Below are 15,963 nucleotides of genomic sequence, written 5' to 3' on the forward strand. Positions count from 1 at the left end.
CCTGGTGACGGAAGAGTCACCAGGGCCCCTGTTTGTCCGTATTGATGGCGGAGGTTGTGTGTCTGCCCTGTGGCGTAGTTAACAAATCCTGTGATCCGTTTGTTATTTCGAAGACGGCCCACTTAGCGTCAGTCCGGCTGTTCGTCAGAAGTTCGCCGCAGCCGCGGCACCGGACAGTCATCGCCGAGTCCCCGCGTGGCGCGAGCCAGGGGAGCCGGGGACCCATCACAGTCCCTGGGGTGAATCGGGTGCCCTTCGCGGAGCGACGCGAAACGGGGGGTAGCCGTAGGAGACCTTCCTGCTCCGAACCCGTCAGCTAACCCGGTAGGCGAGAAGGAAGGAAAGGATCAGCCACTTCATGGCGTTCACCCGCGCCCCCGGGAAGCACCGCCGTCCCAGCCGTGTGCAGCGCACGACCACGCGAAACGTGGGCGTGGCCGCTCTCACCACCACCGGCGTCTTCGGCACCCTGGCCGGCCCCGCGCTCGCCGCGGAGGAGCCCGCGGTCGAGCAGACCGGCCTGAACCAGATCATCACCCTCGGCGACACGGTCGCCGACCAGGTCGACGCGCAGGCCGCCGCCCAGGAGCAGGCCGCCGAGGTGGCCGCCGTCAAGAAGAAGGCGCAGGAGGAGGCCAGGAAGGCCGCCGCCGAGAAGGCCGAGCGGGAACGTGCCGCCGCCAAGGAGCGCGAGGAGATCAAGGCCCGCGCCGCCCGCGCGGCCGAGCGTGAGCGCCTCAACGCCTACGTCGCGCCCATCAGCGGCTCCTACATCTCCACCGGCTACAAGACCGGCGGTGCCGTCTGGTCCTCCGGCAGCCACACCGGTGTCGACTTCCACGCCGCGTCCGGTACGGCCGTCCTCGCGGTCGGCTCCGGCACCGTCGTCGAGGCGGGCTGGGGCGGTGCCTACGGCAACAACATCGTCATCAGGATGAACGACGGCACCTACACCCAGTACGGCCACCTGTCGTCCATCGGCGTCTCCGTCGGCCAGACGGTCACCCCCGGCCAGCAGATAGGCCTCTCCGGGGCGACCGGCAACGTCACCGGGGCGCACCTGCACTTCGAGGCCCGGACGACGGCCGAGTACGGCTCGGACATCGACCCCGCCGCGTACCTGCGCTCGCACGGCGTGAACGTCTGACGCGTCCCCGACGCTTCCAGGAGGCCCCGGCTCACCGAGCCGGGGCTTTCCTCGTTCATGCATACCCACTGTGTGACGCAGCTCCTGTCCAAAAAATATCCTCGGATTCCGGTCCGTCATCGGAAATTCCCGCTCGCTGCAATAGAGTCGCTGGAACACGCGTCAATCATCGACGTTTCACGGGGATTAAGGCGGAGGTCGGTCATGCGTATTCCGGCGCACTCGGTATGCACGGCGATCCGTGATGACATCGTCGCGGGTGTCTACGAGCGCGGCAGCCGGCTCACCGAGGAACTGCTCGCCCGCCGGTACGGCGTCAGCCGGGTGCCCGTGCGCGAGGCCCTGCGCACGCTGGAGGCCGAGGGGTTCGTGGTGACCCGTCGGCACGCGGGCGCGTGCGTTGCCGAGCCGACCGAGCAGGAGGCGGCCGACCTGCTGGAGATGCGCATGCTGCTGGAGCCCCTGGGGGCCGCCCGCGCAGCGCAGCGCCGTACGGAGGCGCACCTCAAGGTGTTGCGCGGCCTGGTCAGGCTGGGCCAGGAGCGGGCCAGGAGGGGCAACAGCGAGGATCTGCGCTCCCTGGGCGGCTGGTTCCACGAGACGCTCGCACAGGCGTCCGGCAGCCCCGCCCTGACCTCGACACTCGCCCAGCTGCGGCACAAGATCGCCTGGATGTACGCGGTCGAGGCGCCGTCCGACCCCGTGGAGTCCTGGGCGGAGCACGGCGGCATCGTGGACGCGGTCGCGCGCGGCGACAGCGACCGGGCCCGGACGATCACGTCCCTGCACACCGAGCGGGCCACCGCCGCGCACCGGCTCCGATTTCCGGCCGGGGCCGGCGGGGCGGAGCGCCCGGAGCGTGTGAGGACTTCGCAACATCCCGTAAACACGCCGAGCCTGCGGCATTAACACGCACGCCGTATACAAAGAGGGAAGAATTCCGAGGGGCATTATTTCTGCTGCCCGCAGGCCGGGAGTATGAGGTAAATGCGAAGGGCTCGTCCGATAAATCGGACGAGCCCTTCGGTGTGTGTGCGGGCGGCTTTTCAGGCCTTTCCGCTTCGGTTACCCGGTCGCTCAGACCGTCTCGGGGAGTTCTTCGAGTCCCTCGGCGACGAGCTTCGCCAGACGGTCGAGCGCGACGTCCGCGCCCTCGGCGTCGGAGGCGAGCACGATCTCCTCGCCGCCCTGGGCGCCGAGGCCCAGGACCGCGAGCATGGAGGCCGCGTTGACGGGGTTGCCGTCGGCCTTGGCGATCGTCACGGGGATACCGGAGGCCGTGGTGGCCCGGACGAAGATGGATGCGGGTCGGGCGTGGAGGCCCTCGGCCCAGCCGACGTTGACGCGGCGCTCAGCCATGTGATGCTGCCCTTCAGGTGTCTCGGGTGCTGCAGAGAGGTCTAGACCGGGTTGTCTAGACCAGTTTCCCATATGGGGCGACGTACCGGAACGGGCCCACGGCCTGACCACGAACCAGCTGTCGCGCTTGTGTTGTTCTTCTGTCGTGCCACCCCAGACTGCCCCGCGCCGTTGTCGGACGCGAGCCGTACTCTGGGGCCCATGCAGACCTCGTCGGACCGGCACGAGTACCCCGCCCACTGGGAGGCCGACGTGGTGCTGCGCGACGGCGGCACCGCACGCATCAGGCCCATCACCGTTGATGACGCCGAGCGTCTCGTCAGCTTCTACGAGCAGGTCTCGGACGAGTCGAAGTACTACCGCTTCTTCGCGCCGTACCCTCGCCTGTCCGCCAAGGACGTCCACCGCTTCACGCACCACGACTTCGTGGACCGGGTGGGGCTCGCCGCCACCGTCGGCGGCGAGTTCATCGCCACCGTACGCTACGACCGCATCGGCGCCGATGGCATGCCCGCGTCCGCACCCGCCGACGAGGCCGAGGTCGCCTTCCTCGTGCAGGACGCCCACCAGGGCCGCGGCGTCGCCTCCGCCCTGCTCGAACACATCGCCGCCGTGGCCCGCGAGCGGGGCATCAGACGCTTCGCCGCCGAGGTGCTGCCGGCCAACAGCAAGATGATCAAGGTGTTCACCGACGCCGGGTACCAGCAGCAGCGCAGCTTTGAGGACGGCGTCGTCCGGCTGGAGTTCGACCTGGAACCCACCGACCGCTCGGTGGCCGTCCAGCGCGCCCGGGAGCAGCGCGCCGAGGCCCGGTCCGTCCAGCGGCTGCTCGCCCCCGGCTCGGTCGCCGTCGTCGGCGCCGGGCGCACACCGGGCGGAGTGGGCCGCAGCGTGCTCGCCAACCTCCGGGAGGCGGGGTTCACCGGGCGGCTGTACGCGGTGAACAAGGCGCTCGGGGAGGACGAGAAGGAACTCGCGGGGGTCCCCGCGCACAGGTCCGTCACCGACATCGAGGGGCCCGTCGACCTCGCGGTCGTCGCCGTCCCCGCCGCCCACGTCCCCCAGGTCGTCGCCGAGTGCGGGGAGCACGGTGTGCAGGGCCTCGTGGTCGTCTCCGCCGGATACGCCGAGAGCGGGCCCGAAGGGCGCGAACGCCAGCGCGAACTGGTGCGCCAGGCCCGCACGTACGGCATGCGCATCATCGGGCCGAACGCGTTCGGGATCATCAACACCGCCCCCGACGTCCGGCTCAACGCCTCGCTCGCCCCCCAGACCCCGCGCTCCGGGCGCATCGGTCTGTTCGCCCAGTCCGGCGCCATCGGGATCGCGCTGCTCTCCCGGCTGCACCGGCGCGGGGGAGGGGTCACCGGGGTCACGGGCGTCTCCACGTTCGTCTCGTCCGGCAACCGCGCGGACGTCTCCGGGAACGACGTCCTGCAGTACTGGTACGAGGACCCGGACACCGATGTCGTCCTGATGTATCTGGAGTCCATCGGCAACCCGCGCAAGTTCGCCCGACTCGCCCGGCGCACGGCCGCGGCCAAGCCGCTCGTGGTGGTGCAGGGGGCGCGCCACGGCTCAGCGCCCCTGGGCCACGCCGTGCGCGCCACCCAGCTGCCGCACACCACCGTGTCCGCGCTGCTGCGCCAGGCCGGGGTGATCCGGGTCGACACGATCACGGAACTGGTCGACGCGGGGTTGCTGCTGGCCCGGCAACCGCTGCCGGCGGGGCCGCGGGTGGCGATCCTGGGGAACTCCGAGTCGCTCGGGATGCTCACGTACGACGCGTGCCTCTCCGAAGGGCTGCGGCCGTTGCCGCCGCTGGACCTGACGACCGGGGCCTCGGCACAGGACTTCCACGCGGCGCTGTCGCGGGCCCTGGCCGACGACTCGTGCGACGCGGTGGTGGTGACGGCGATTCCCGCGCTGGGGGAGACCTCGCCGGGGGACGCGGCCCTGGCGGAGGCCCTGCGGTCGGCCGCCGCCGCGAACCCCTCGAAGCCGGTGCTGGTCGTCCACGTGGAGCTGGGCGGCCTCGCGGAAGCACTGTCGGCCGCGGCCAGCACGGCCCCCCAGTCCATCGACAAGCCCGCCGGCGCCACAGCAGCCCCGCTCCACGGATCGCCCACCGATGAGGCCGCGGGGGCGACGCGGGGGGAAACGGCCGTGAGGCCGGAGGGAACCGGTGAGGCGACCGGGACGGCGAGCCCGCCGGGAGCCGCAGCGGCGGACGGGGCCCAGCGCGCGGTGACGACGCGGCAGACGCCAGGAGCGGGCGCAGCCACGCCCGCGCCCGGTGGCGCCGCACACCCCGCCGACTCCAGCACAGCGGGGCCGGGCGTGACAGGCCCGGGCTCGGCCGGCTCGGATGTGCCCGGCCCCGGCCCGAGCGACCGCGGCCCGGCCGACCCGGGTGGGCCACACCCGGACCAGCCGGGTCCTGGCGCCGCTCGCTCCGGCGTGACAGGAGGTCCAGGCGTCGCGGCCCAAGGCCCGGCAGGCGTCCCGGGCGGGCCGGCGACGGCCGTTGCGGGTGTGGAGCCCGGGGCGGCGACGTCCGTGGAGTCGGGCGGGGCTCGGCTCATCCCCGCCTATCCCGCCGCCGAGCGGGCCGTGCGGGCGTTGTCCGAAGCCGTGAACTACGCCCAGTGGCGACGGGAGGCGGCGGAGCCGGGGCGGGTGCCCGAGTACGAGGACATCGACGAGAAGGGCGCGGCCGAACAGATCGACGCGCTGCTCGCCAGGGGCGAGGGACTCACCCTCGGCGAGGACGAGACGAGCGCGCTGCTCGCGCGGTACGGCATCCGTCTGCGGCAGGCGCGCCCCGCGCCGACGCCCGACGAGGCCGCGAGGGCGGCGCGGCTCATCGGCTACCCCGTCGCGCTCAAGACGACCGCCCCCCACCTGCGGCACCGCGCCGACCTCGGCGGCGTACGGCTCGACCTCGCGGACGAGGAGCAACTGCGGCGGGCATACGCGGAGTTGACGGAGCTCTTCGGAGGCCCCGACGAGCTGCGTCCGGTCGTGCAGGGCATGGCTCCGCGCGGCGTCGACACGATCGTGCGGACGGTGGTGGACCCGGCGGCCGGAGCGGTGCTCTCGTTCGGTCTCGCCGGTCCCGCGTCGCAGCTGCTCGGCGACATGGCGCACCGCCTGATCCCGGCCACCGAACGGGACGCGGCCGCACTGGTCCGCTCGATCCGGACCGCACCCCTCCTCTTCGGCTGGAGGGGTTCGGCCCCCGTGGACACCGAGGCCCTGGAAGAGCTGCTGCTGCGGGTGTCGCGGCTGGTCGACGACCACCCCGAGGTCGTGGCGGTCTCCCTGGAACCCGTCGTCGTCGCCCCGCAGGGCCTCAGCGTGCTGGGCGCCACCGTCCGGCTCGCGCGCCCGCCCGTCCGCGACGACCTCGGCCCGAGGACCCTGCCGGTGTACTGAGAGCGCGTCGCGCCGCCCCCGCATTGATCCGTCCACGACAGAACGGAGACGGCAGAGCGGTCCCTCGCAGTCAGTGCGCCACCGTAGGATGGACGTCATGGCCAAGACCAGTACGACGACCCAGGGGCTGCGTGCGGCGATCGAGCGCAGCGGCTACTACCCGGCCCTCGTGGCCGAGGCGGTGGAGGCCGCTGTCGGCGGAGAGGCCATCAAGTCGTACCTGGTCCATCAGGAGACGACGTTCGACGCGAACGAGGTGCGGCGCCACGTCACCGTCCTCGTCCTCACGGGCAACCGCTTCATCGTGAGCCACACCGACGAGCAGGCCGCGGACAGCACGTCACCGACGCCGTACGCCACGACGTCGACCGAGTCGGTGAAGATCGGCCGGATCTCGTCGGTCGTGCTCAGCCGGGTCGTCGCCAACCCCGAGTCGTACACGCCGGGCACCCTGCCCCGCGAGGTCGTCCTGACCATCGGCTGGGGCGCCGTCTCCCGCATCGACCTGGAGCCCGCCGCCTGCGGCGACCCCAACTGCGAGGCGGACCACGGGTACACGGGCAGCTCGACGGCGGACGACCTCAGCCTGCGCGTCAGCGAGGCCGGGGACGGCCCGGAGACCGTGCGCCAGGCCCTCGCCTTCGCGCAGTCCCTCTCCGAGGCAACCGCGGACACCGCCCGCTGATGGCGCTGCCCACCTGGGACCACCCGGAACCCCTTGCCCTCGGCTCCGCCCCCGTCCCCGAGTACGGCGCCGGTTCGCTCGCCGACCTCCTGCCCACCCTCGCGGCGGGCATGGGGGTCCCCGGCACGACCGCCTCGATACCGGAACTGACGGCGGCCGACCGGGTCTGTGTCTTCCTGGTGGACGGCCTGGGCTGGGAGCAGCTGAAGGCGCACCCCGACGAGGCGCCCTACCTGACGGCCCTGCTGGCGTCCTCGCGCGGCGGCACCGGCCGCCCCATCACCGCGGGATACCCGGCCACCACCGCGACCTCCCTCGCCTCCGTGGGCACCGGCCTCCCCCCGGGCGCGCACGGACTGCCCGGCTACACGGTCCGCAACCCGCAGACCGAGGAGCTGATGAACCAGCTCCGCTGGCAGCCGTGGACCTCGCCGAAGGCCTGGCAGCCGTATCCCACGATCTTCCAGCTCGCCGACCGGGCGGGTGTGCACACCGCCCAGGTCACCTCCCCGGCCTTCCAGAACACGCCCCTCACACAGATCGCGCTGAGCGGCGGCACCTTCCACGGCCGCCTCTCCGGCGAGGACCGCATGGACCTGGCCGCCGAGCAACTGGCCGCCGGGGACCGCGCCTTGATCTACACGTACTACTCCGAGCTGGACGGCGCGGGGCACCGCTTCGGTGTCGACTCCGACGCCTGGCGCGGCCAGCTCATGCACGTCGACCGACTGGTCCAGCGTCTGGCCGAGCAACTCCCGCCGCGCACCGCCCTGTACGTCACCGCCGACCACGGCATGATCGACATCCCGTTCGACGAGCGGCACCGCATCGACTTCGACGAGGACTGGGAGCTGCGCGCCGGGGTCGCCCTGCTGGGTGGCGAGGGCCGGGCCCGCCATGTCTACGCGGTGCCGGGCGCTCAGTCGGACGTCCTGACCTGCTGGCGTGAGGTGCTCGGCGAGCAGTTCTGGATCGCCTCGCGCGACGAGGCCATCGCGGCGGGCTGGTTCGGCCCGCACATCGACGAACGTGTGTACGCCCGCATCGGGGACGTGGTCGCGGCGGCCCACGACGACGTCCTGATCGTCGCCTCCGAGCGGGAGCCCAAGGAGTCGGCGATGGTCGGCAACCACGGTTCGATGACCCCCGTCGAACAGCTGGTCCCGCTCCTCGAAGTACGCTCCTGAGGCCCTGCCGCCACCCAGCACACCCGCCCGCCGGATCTGCCCGACCCGCCGCCCCCTCGCCCTCCTCGCCGAAAGGTGCTCAACTCACCATGCCCGAGCTGGTGTTCTTCTCCGGAACCATGGACTGCGGGAAGTCGACGCTGGCCCTCCAGATAGAGCACAACCGCTCGGCGCGCGGCCTCCAGGGCATGATCTTCACGCGTGACGACCGCGCGGGCGAGGGCAAGCTGTCGTCACGGCTGGGCCTGGTCACGGACGCCGTGGAGGTCGAGGACGGCCAGGACCTCTACGCCTATCTCGTCGACCACCTCTCCCAGGGCCGCCGCGCGGACTATGTGATCGCCGACGAGGCCCAGTTCCTCGCCCCTGGGCAGATCGACCAACTCGCCCGCGTCGTGGACGACCTGGGCCTGGACGTGTACGCCTTCGGCATCACCACCGACTTCCGTTCCAAGCTCTTCCCCGGCTCCCAGCGTCTGGTCGAGCTGGCCGACCGCGTCGAGGTCCTCCAGGTCGAGGCCCTGTGCTGGTGCGGTGCCCGCGCCACCCACAACGCCCGCACCATAGGCGGTCAGATGGTCGTCGAGGGCGCCCAGGTCGTCGTCGGCGACGTCAACCAGCCCGACGACATCGGCTACGAGGTCCTCTGCCGCCGTCACCACCGCCGCCGGATGACGGCCGCCACGGCCCGCGCGGGCGCCCTCTCCCCGGACGTCCTCCCGGTCGAGACGGTCTGACCCGACGGCGGTCCGGCGCGGGCCGCCCCCGGTTCACTCGACCGTGCGACCGTCCCCGTCGGCGGCCCGGTGTTCCGTGCGCACCACCGCGAACTTCGCGCCCTCCGGGTCGGCCAGGGTGGCCACCGGGCCGTGCGGGGTGTCATGGGCCGGTTCGAGGACATGGCCGCCGAGTTCGACGACGCGGTCGGCGGCCTCGCCGGGGTCGGTCACCTCGAAGTAGGTCAGCCAGTGGGGCCCCCGGTCCCGGGGGAGTGCGCTGCCGACACCGTGGATGCCGGCCACCGGGCGGCCCCCCACGCGCAGGGTGACGTAGTCGAGGTCGGCGGAGACCACCGGCTCCTCCTCGTAGCCGAAGACCGTCTCGTAGAACTTGGCCACCAGCGAGCTGTCGACGGTGCGGAGTTCGTCCCACGCGGGCGTGCCGGGGACGCCGGTGATGTCCGCGCCGAGGTGTCCCGCCGCCTGCCAGATGCCGAAGACGGCGCCCGCCGGGTCGGAGACGATCACCAGCCGGCCCGCGTCACCGGCGTCCAGCGGGCCCACGCCCACGGTGCCGCCGCAGTGCCGCACGGTCTCCGCCGTCCGGTCCGCGTCGGCCGAGGCGAAGTAGGGCGTCCAGGCGATGGGGAGATGTCGGTCCGGCGGCAGCTGGCCGATCCCCGCCACCTGCCGCCCGTCGAGCAGGGCTCGCACGTACGGGCCGAGCTGCTGGGGGCCGGGCTGGAACTCCCAGCCGAACAGCGCCCCGTAGAACTCCTGGGTCGTGGCCGTGCCGTGCACCATCAGACTCACCCAGCAGGGTGTGCCCGGTGGATACACGGTGCCGTTCAGGCCGGTCGACCCCCGTGCCTCGGTCATCGTCACTCTCTCCTCGGCCCCTGGCGGTGGCCGTGTCCGTCGCCCTCGGTACGCGTGTACCGCGTCCATGCGCGATCACGCCCCGTGCCGATGCTCGCACCACCCGTAGCGCCACAGGTCCGCGCCGCACCGCCGCTCGACGCGCGGGTACGCGACGGTGACCGGCTCGCCGGTCCCGGCTCTCGTTCCCGCCGCCGCCGTGTGGTGTCCGTCAGCTGTACAGCTCGTGCCTGATCCCGTACGCCCGGTGATCGGCACCGCTCGGCGGGCAGAGTAGCGGGCGCCGGGCGAGGCGGCCACCCCGTGCGCGAGGATGGGGCCATGAACGCCATCATCTCGGCCCCCGAACTCGCCAACGAGCTGGCGGGAGCCCGTCCGCCGGTGATCCTGGACGTCCGCTGGCAGTTGGGCGGCCCCAACCTGCGCCCCGAGTACGAGAAGGCGCACATCCCGACAGCCGTCTTCGTCGACCTGGACGCCGAACTCGCCGGTCCGGCCGGTGCCGGCGGCCGCCATCCGCTGCCCGACCTGGACGGTTTCGGTACGGCGATGCGAGCGGCCGGCGTCTCGGCCGACCGTGCCGTCGTCGTGTACGACGGCGGGCTCAACTGGGCCGCCGCGCGCGCGTGGTGGCTGCTCCGCTGGGCCGGCCACCCCTCGGTGCGGGTTCTGGATGGCGGCCTGGCGGCCTGGACGGGCGCGCTGACGGCGGAGATCCCGGACCCCGCCCCGGGGACCTTCGAGCCCGTCCCCGGCGCGCTGCCGCTGCTCGACGCGGACGGCGCGGCGGCGCTGGCCCGCACCGGGCTGCTCCTTGACGCGCGGGCCGCCGAACGCTACCGGGGCGATGTGGAACCCATCGACCCGGTCGGCGGGCACATCCCGGGCGCGGTGTCGGCCCCGACCACGGAGAACGTGGCCGAATCCGGCCTCTTCCGGACCGCCGCCGAACTCTCCGACCGCTTCAAGGGACTCGGCGCGACCGCCGACTCCGAGGTCGGCGTGTACTGCGGCTCCGGTGTCTCCGGCGCCCACCAGGTGCTGGCGCTGGCCGTGGCGGGCATCCCGGCGGCCCTCTACGTGGGCTCGTGGTCGGAGTGGTCCCGGGACGGCGACCGCCCGGTGGCGACCGGACCCGACCCCCAGTGACCCGGTGACGGCATGCGTGGGGCCCACATCTGAACGACGTGGGCCCCACACACGTATGAATGACCGATCCCGCACCCGAGATGGCATCGGAGACCGCACCCGAGAGAAACGGATCTGCTGGAAGGAGTGACCGCTCCGCCCCCCACCGCCGTAGTCCCGCTACTCCTGTTTCTTGCGTCTCGTACCGAAGACGATCTCGTCCCAGCTCGGCACCGCGGCGCGCCGACCCGGTCGGACGCCGTCCGCCTCGGCCTGGCGGTCGGTGGCACCGATCAGCCGGTCGCGGTGGCCGCCCACCGACCGCGGCATGAGGACGTCCGCGTAGGCGGAGCCTGCCGAGGCCGCGGGAGCCGCGGACTCCTCCTCCGCCACTTCCTCGACGGAGACGGAGTCCTCCTGCGGTTCGGCGGAGGGCAGTTCGGGCACCACCAGGTCGCCCCGGTAGCTGGGGACGGCCTCCAGGATGCTGGTGAGCGAGTCGCGCTCGCTCACGATCTCCTCGTCGGCCTCGGGCGGCGCGGGCAGGACGGGACGTTCCGCCTGGCGGTCCAGGGGTCGGTCACGGGGCAGCCGCGCGATCCTCGGCACGAACGGGAAACTCGGCTCGGGCGTCCCGAGGTCGTCGGACTCGCCGATCAGCGACCGCGCTTCGTCGTCGACGGCCTGGACGAGCCGCCGGGGCGGGTCGTAGGTCCAGCTCGCCGAGTGCGGTTCGCCCGCGACGCAGTACACCAGCAGCACTTCCCAGGTGCCGTCGTCGCGGCGCCACGAGTCCCACTGGACGGTGTCCTTCTCTGCGCCGCGCAGCAGCAGTCGCTCCTGGACGGCTTCGCCGAGCTGGGGTCCCGCGGCGTTCTCGCCGGGGCGGCGGACCGGGGTCTTGCGCGCCCGCTCGGCCATGAAGGCACGCTCGGCCAGGACGGGACCCTCGAAGCGTCGGACCCGGTCGACGGGGATGCCGGCGAGCTGCGCGACCTCTTCGGCCGTGGCCCCCGCGCGTATCCGCGCCTGGATGTCACGGGGGCGGAGATGGCTCTCCACCTCGATCTCGATCTGGCCGAGGCGGGGTCGGTCGCCGCGCACGGCGGCACGCAGCCGTTCGTCGATCGGAAGCGTGTACTCCGTGGAATCGGCAGCCTTCAGCACCAGCCGTGTGCCGTCATTGGAGACGGCCACGACACGCAGTTCGGGCATGGGGACCTCCCGGGTGGTGCCTGCCGACGTCACGTGCGTCGCTGCTTCCGCTAGTCGAGTGTGGCCTGCCCGGGTGCAGCCTGCCACAACCTTGCCGAGTTGCCCGGCGTGTCGGGCGTGAGCCCGAGACCGCCGTTATGGCACGGTTATCAATTCGCAACGCTAAGTGACGAACCTCATCACCCTGTGCAACGATCCCCCTCCCGGCGGTCCTCGAAGGCCCCGGACACCCTGGCGGGAGTCCGGACCCAGGGCTCGCAACAGTACTCCATTCGGGCCACTTGCGTGGATCGGCACGCCGCTCAACTTCTCATGGGAGACGTCAATGCGCCGCCGGAACAGACCTTTTCGTGACCCCGGGAGGGACGTGCTTCACATGATCGCCAGAACCGTCCGTCCGGCTACGCCCCGAGCACGCGGCGCAAGTAGTCGTTCTGGAAACGCCGTTCGGGGTCGAGCCGGTCACGCAGCGCCGTGAACTCGCCGAAGCGGGGATAGACCTTGGCGAAGTAGTCCGTGTCCCGCGTGTGCACCTTGCCCCAGTGCGGCCGTCCCTCGTGTGCGGTGAAGATCCGCTCGGCGGCGGTGAAGTAGGCCTGATAGGGCGTCCCCCTGAACATGTGCACGGCGACGTAGGCGCTCTCGCGGCCGGAGGCGGTGGAGAGCGTGATGTCGTCGGCCGGTGCGGTGCGCACCTCGACGGGGAAGCTGACGCGCAGGTTCGAACGGTCGACCATCGCCTTGAGTTCACGCAGCGTGTCCACGACGGCCTCGCGCGGAACGGCGAACTCCATCTCCACGAACCGCACTCGGCGCGGAGAAGTGAAGACCTTGTAGGGGATGTCGGTGTAGGTCCGCGCGGACAGGGCGCGGCTGGAGATCTGCGCGATCGTCGGGATGGTCGCGGGAACCGCCTGTCCGACCCAGTTGGCCACCTGGAAGACGCCGTTGGAGAGGAACTCGTCCTCGAACCAGCTGTTCAGCTGTGGTATCGGCTTCTCGGGGCCCGCGCTGCGGTTGTTGCGCTTGGTGTTGGTGTTGCCGGTGTGCGGGAACCAGTAGAACTCGAAGTGCTCGTTCTCGGCGTGCAGTTCGTCGAACTCGGCCAGCACCCGCTCGAACGGCATCGGTTCCTCGCGCGCCGTGAGCAGGAAGATCGGCTCCACGGCGAAGGTGATCTCGGTGACGATGCCGAGGGCGCCGATGCCGACGCGGGCGGCGGCGAACACATCGGGGTTCTCCGTCGCGGAGCAGGTCAGCACCGACCCGTCGGCGGTGACCAGTTCGAGCCCCCGGATCTGGGCGGCGATCGAGGCCGAGTCACGGCCGGTGCCGTGGGTGCCGGTGCTGGTCGCGCCGGACACGGTCTGCTCCATGATGTCGCCCATGTTCGTGAGCGAGAGCCCCTCGCGCGCGAGAGCCAGGTTGAGCCTCTTGAGCGGAGTGCCGGCGGCGACCGTGACGGTCATGGCCTCACGGTCGATCTTGCGTATGCCCGTCAGCAGTTGGGGGCGGATCAACACGCCGTCGGTCGCGGCCGCGGCGGTGAACGAGTGGCCCGTGCCGACGGCCTTGACCCGGAGGTCCTCCTCGGCCGCCTGCCGTACGGCCGCGGCGAGTTCCTCGACGGTGGCCGGGGTGACCTCCCGTACGGGGCGGGAGGCGACATTCCCCGCCCAGTTACGCCACGTGCCGTTCTTGCCGATCACTGTGGTGCTCATGGGGCCCTCCCCGCCTTGGAGCCGGCCTGCGCAGCCGGCGGTACCCGAGAAAACCGACCGCGACCGCGACGGCCCCGGAGGCCGCCGGAACCACGTACCCCGCCTTCGCCCCGGCCGCGTCGATCACCCAGCCGGAGACCGAGGATCCGAGCGCCACCCCGACCGCGAGCCCGGTGCCCACCCAGGTCATGCCCTCGGTCAGTTGCGTGCGTGGTACGTGCTCTTCGATGAGGGACATCGTCGTGATCATCGTGGGTGCGATGGACAGACCCGCAACGAAGAGCGCCACGGCCAGAAACGGCAAGTTTCCGACCAGTAGGAGGGGGATCATACTCACGGCCATGCCGCACACGCCCAGCAACCATCGACGTTCCGCCGCCGCGGAGAAGCGCAGCAGCCCGAAGACGATGCCCGCGGCGCAGGAACCGGCCGCGTAGAGGGCCAGGACCACGCTCGCGGCGGCCTTGTGGCCCCGCTCCTCGGCGAAGGCCACGGTGACCACGTCGACGGCCCCGAAGATCGCTCCGGTGGCCACGAACGTCGCCACCAGGACCTGCAGTCCGGGCGAACGCAGCGCCGAACGCCCCTTGTCGTGCCGCTCGCGCGGATGCGGCGCCGGCTCCGTGGCGCGCTGGGCCGTCAGCCAGAAGACCCCGGCCGCGAGGAAGCAGGCGGCGAGCAGCGGTCCGGCCTCCGGGAACCACGCCGTGGACAGCCCGATGGAGATGATCGGCCCGAAGATGAAGCACACCTCGTCGACGACCGACTCGAAGGAGTAGGCGGTGTGCAGTTGCGGGGTGTCCCGGTACAGGGCCGCCCAGCGCGCCCGGGTCATCGCCCCGAGGCTCGGCACACAGCCGATGCCGGCCGAGCAGAGGTACAGCACCCAGTCCGGCCAGCCGTAGTGCGCGGCGACCAGGAGCCCCGCGGCGGCGGCCAGGGCCACGAGGGTCGCCGGACGCAGCACCCGCCGCTGCCCGTACTGGTCCACCAGACGGGAGATCTGTGGGCCGAGCACGGCGGCGGACAGCGCGATGGTCGCCGAGAGCGCGCCGGCCAGGCCGTACCGGCCGGTGAGCTGGGAGATCATGGTGACCACGCCGATGCCCATCATGGACAGCGGCATCCGGCCGAGGAGTCCCGCGGCGGTGAAGCCCTTGGTGCCGGGTGTGGCGAACAGGGCGGTGTAGGGGCTGGGCACGGGGGCTCCGGTCGTTCCGGGAAGCGGAGGGATGAGTTCCTCGTAAGGTGCGAACTCCGTCGATACAGCTTACGAGTGAGGTCACCCTAAGTCATCCTCGGGATGGGCCGGGATCCCGTCCGTCGGTGCCGGGTGGCAGGATCGGAGACATGCCACACGCGCACGACGCCACCCCCTACGACGCCCTGCTCCTGCTCTCCTTCGGCGGCCCGGAAGGCCCGGACGACGTGGTCCCGTTCCTGGAGAACGTGACACGGGGTCGAGGCATCCCCAAGGAGCGCCTGAAGGAAGTCGGGCAGCACTACTTCCTGTTCGGCGGGGTCAGCCCCATCAACGACCAGAACCGCGCCCTGCTGGACGCCCTACGCAAGGACTTCGCCGAGCACGGCCTGGACCTGCCGGTCTACTGGGGCAACCGCAACTGGGCGCCCTATCTGACCGACACCCTGCGCGAGATGGTCGCCGACGGCCGCCGCCGCATCCTGGTCCTCGCCACCAGCGCGTACGCCTCGTACTCGGGCTGCCGCCAGTACCGCGAGAACCTGGCCGACTCGCTCGCCACCCTGGAGGCCGAGGGCCTGGAGCTGCCGAGGATCGACAAGATCCGGCACTACTTCAACCACCCCGGCTTCCTGGAACCCATGATCGACGGAGTCCTGGAGTCGCTCTCCGCCCTCCCCGACGACGTCCGCGACGGCGCCCACCTCGCCTTCTGCACGCACTCCATCCCCAACGCCTCGGCGGACACCTCCGGCCCGGTCGAGGACCACGGGGACGGTGGCGCGTACGTCGCGGAGCACCTGGACGTCTCGAAGCTCATCGCCGACGCGGTCCGCGAGCGGACCGGTGTCGAACACCCGTGGCAGCTCGTCTACCAGTCCCGTTCCGGCGCCCCGCACATCCCGTGGCTGGAGCCGGACATCTGCGACCACCTGGAGGAGCGCCACGCGGCCGGCGTCCCGGCCGTCGTCATGGCACCCATCGGGTTCGTCTCGGACCACATGGAGGTCCTGTACGACCTCGACACCGAGGCCATGGCCAAGGGCGAGGAACTGGGCCTGCCCGTCCGCCGCTCGGCCACGGTGGGCGCCGACCCCCGGTTCGCCGCCGCCGTCCGCGACCTGGTCCTGGAGCGAGCGGCGACCGAGCGCGGCCAGGACGAGGTCACCCCGTGCGCCCTCGGCACGCTCGGCGCGAGCCACAACCTGTGCCCGGTCGGCTGCTGCCCGGCCAGGACCCCGCAGCCCGCCGCCGCGGGCGTCGACAGCCCGTACGCGTGAGGAG

At 71.9% G+C, this 15,963-nt stretch carries 13 protein-coding genes and 1 riboswitch; of the genes, 8 read left to right on the forward strand and 5 right to left on the reverse strand.

The window, feature by feature from the left end; translation table 11 throughout:
• Window positions 1-171 precede the first annotated feature (171 nt).
• Window positions 172-345, forward strand: a riboswitch (cyclic di-AMP (ydaO/yuaA leader).
• A gap of 13 nt (window positions 346-358) precedes the next feature.
• Window positions 359-1,147, forward strand: a complete 789-nt coding sequence (locus tag E4N62_RS06885; RefSeq protein ID WP_230212843.1) for a M23 family metallopeptidase — start codon at window positions 359-361, stop codon at window positions 1,145-1,147.
• A gap of 204 nt (window positions 1,148-1,351) precedes the next feature.
• A complete protein-coding gene (locus E4N62_RS06890; RefSeq protein ID WP_230212845.1) occupies window positions 1,352-2,056 on the forward strand; it encodes a GntR family transcriptional regulator in 705 nt (234 codons plus the stop codon).
• A gap of 168 nt (window positions 2,057-2,224) precedes the next feature.
• On the opposite strand, the gene E4N62_RS06895 is transcribed toward E4N62_RS06890, so the two are convergent.
• Window positions 2,225-2,506 (reverse strand): HPr family phosphocarrier protein, encoded by a 282-nt coding sequence (locus tag E4N62_RS06895; RefSeq protein WP_037700813.1) that lies wholly within the window; start codon window positions 2,504-2,506, stop codon window positions 2,225-2,227.
• 201 nt (window positions 2,507-2,707) lie between these two features.
• Between E4N62_RS06895 and E4N62_RS06900 the strand changes: the two genes are divergently transcribed.
• From E4N62_RS06900 to E4N62_RS06915, 4 genes are all read left to right on the forward strand, one after another.
• On the forward strand, window positions 2,708-5,944 hold the full coding sequence (locus tag E4N62_RS06900; RefSeq protein WP_230212848.1) for a GNAT family N-acetyltransferase: 3,237 nt from the start codon (window positions 2,708-2,710) through the stop codon (window positions 5,942-5,944).
• Between the two features lie 97 nt (window positions 5,945-6,041).
• Window positions 6,042-6,629 (forward strand): DUF5998 family protein, encoded by a 588-nt coding sequence (locus tag E4N62_RS06905; protein WP_184900191.1) that lies wholly within the window; start codon window positions 6,042-6,044, stop codon window positions 6,627-6,629.
• Complete coding sequence (locus E4N62_RS06910; protein WP_230212850.1) at window positions 6,629-7,816, forward strand: alkaline phosphatase family protein; 1,188 nt, start codon at window positions 6,629-6,631, stop codon at window positions 7,814-7,816. Before E4N62_RS06905 ends, E4N62_RS06910 begins: the two co-directional genes overlap by 1 nt.
• 89 nt (window positions 7,817-7,905) lie before the next feature.
• Window positions 7,906-8,553: a thymidine kinase gene (locus tag E4N62_RS06915; RefSeq protein WP_230212852.1), complete on the forward strand. Its 648-nt coding sequence runs from the start codon at window positions 7,906-7,908 to the stop codon at window positions 8,551-8,553.
• A 33-nt stretch (window positions 8,554-8,586) separates the two neighbouring features.
• Here E4N62_RS06915 and E4N62_RS06920 read toward each other — a convergent pair whose 3' ends face one another.
• Window positions 8,587-9,414: a VOC family protein gene (locus tag E4N62_RS06920; protein ID WP_230212854.1), complete on the reverse strand. Its 828-nt coding sequence runs from the start codon at window positions 9,412-9,414 to the stop codon at window positions 8,587-8,589.
• A 321-nt stretch (window positions 9,415-9,735) separates the two neighbouring features.
• Between E4N62_RS06920 and E4N62_RS06925 the strand changes: the two genes are divergently transcribed.
• The gene (locus E4N62_RS06925) at window positions 9,736-10,563 is read left to right on the forward strand and encodes a sulfurtransferase (protein WP_230212856.1); all 828 of its coding nucleotides are present in this window, start codon (window positions 9,736-9,738) and stop codon (window positions 10,561-10,563) included.
• Window positions 10,564-10,722: 159 nt separating this feature from the next.
• Here E4N62_RS06925 and sepH read toward each other — a convergent pair whose 3' ends face one another.
• From sepH to E4N62_RS06940, 3 genes are all read right to left on the reverse strand, one after another.
• Complete coding sequence (gene sepH, locus E4N62_RS06930) at window positions 10,723-11,757, reverse strand: septation protein SepH (protein ID WP_230212859.1); 1,035 nt, start codon at window positions 11,755-11,757, stop codon at window positions 10,723-10,725.
• A gap of 401 nt (window positions 11,758-12,158) precedes the next feature.
• A complete protein-coding gene (locus tag E4N62_RS06935) occupies window positions 12,159-13,478 on the reverse strand; it encodes a D-arabinono-1,4-lactone oxidase (protein ID WP_230212862.1) in 1,320 nt (439 codons plus the stop codon).
• A complete protein-coding gene (locus tag E4N62_RS06940; RefSeq protein ID WP_230212864.1) occupies window positions 13,438-14,679 on the reverse strand; it encodes an MFS transporter in 1,242 nt (413 codons plus the stop codon). Before E4N62_RS06940 ends, E4N62_RS06935 begins: the two co-directional genes overlap by 41 nt.
• 149 nt (window positions 14,680-14,828) lie before the next feature.
• On the opposite strand from E4N62_RS06940, the gene E4N62_RS06945 reads away from it, so the two are divergent.
• The gene (locus E4N62_RS06945) at window positions 14,829-15,959 is read left to right on the forward strand and encodes a ferrochelatase (protein ID WP_230212866.1); all 1,131 of its coding nucleotides are present in this window, start codon (window positions 14,829-14,831) and stop codon (window positions 15,957-15,959) included.
• Window positions 15,960-15,963 lie beyond the last annotated feature (4 nt).

The sequence above is a fragment of the Streptomyces sp. MNU76 genome, from assembly GCF_020982545.1.
GTDB lineage: Bacteria > Actinomycetota > Actinomycetes > Streptomycetales > Streptomycetaceae > Streptomyces.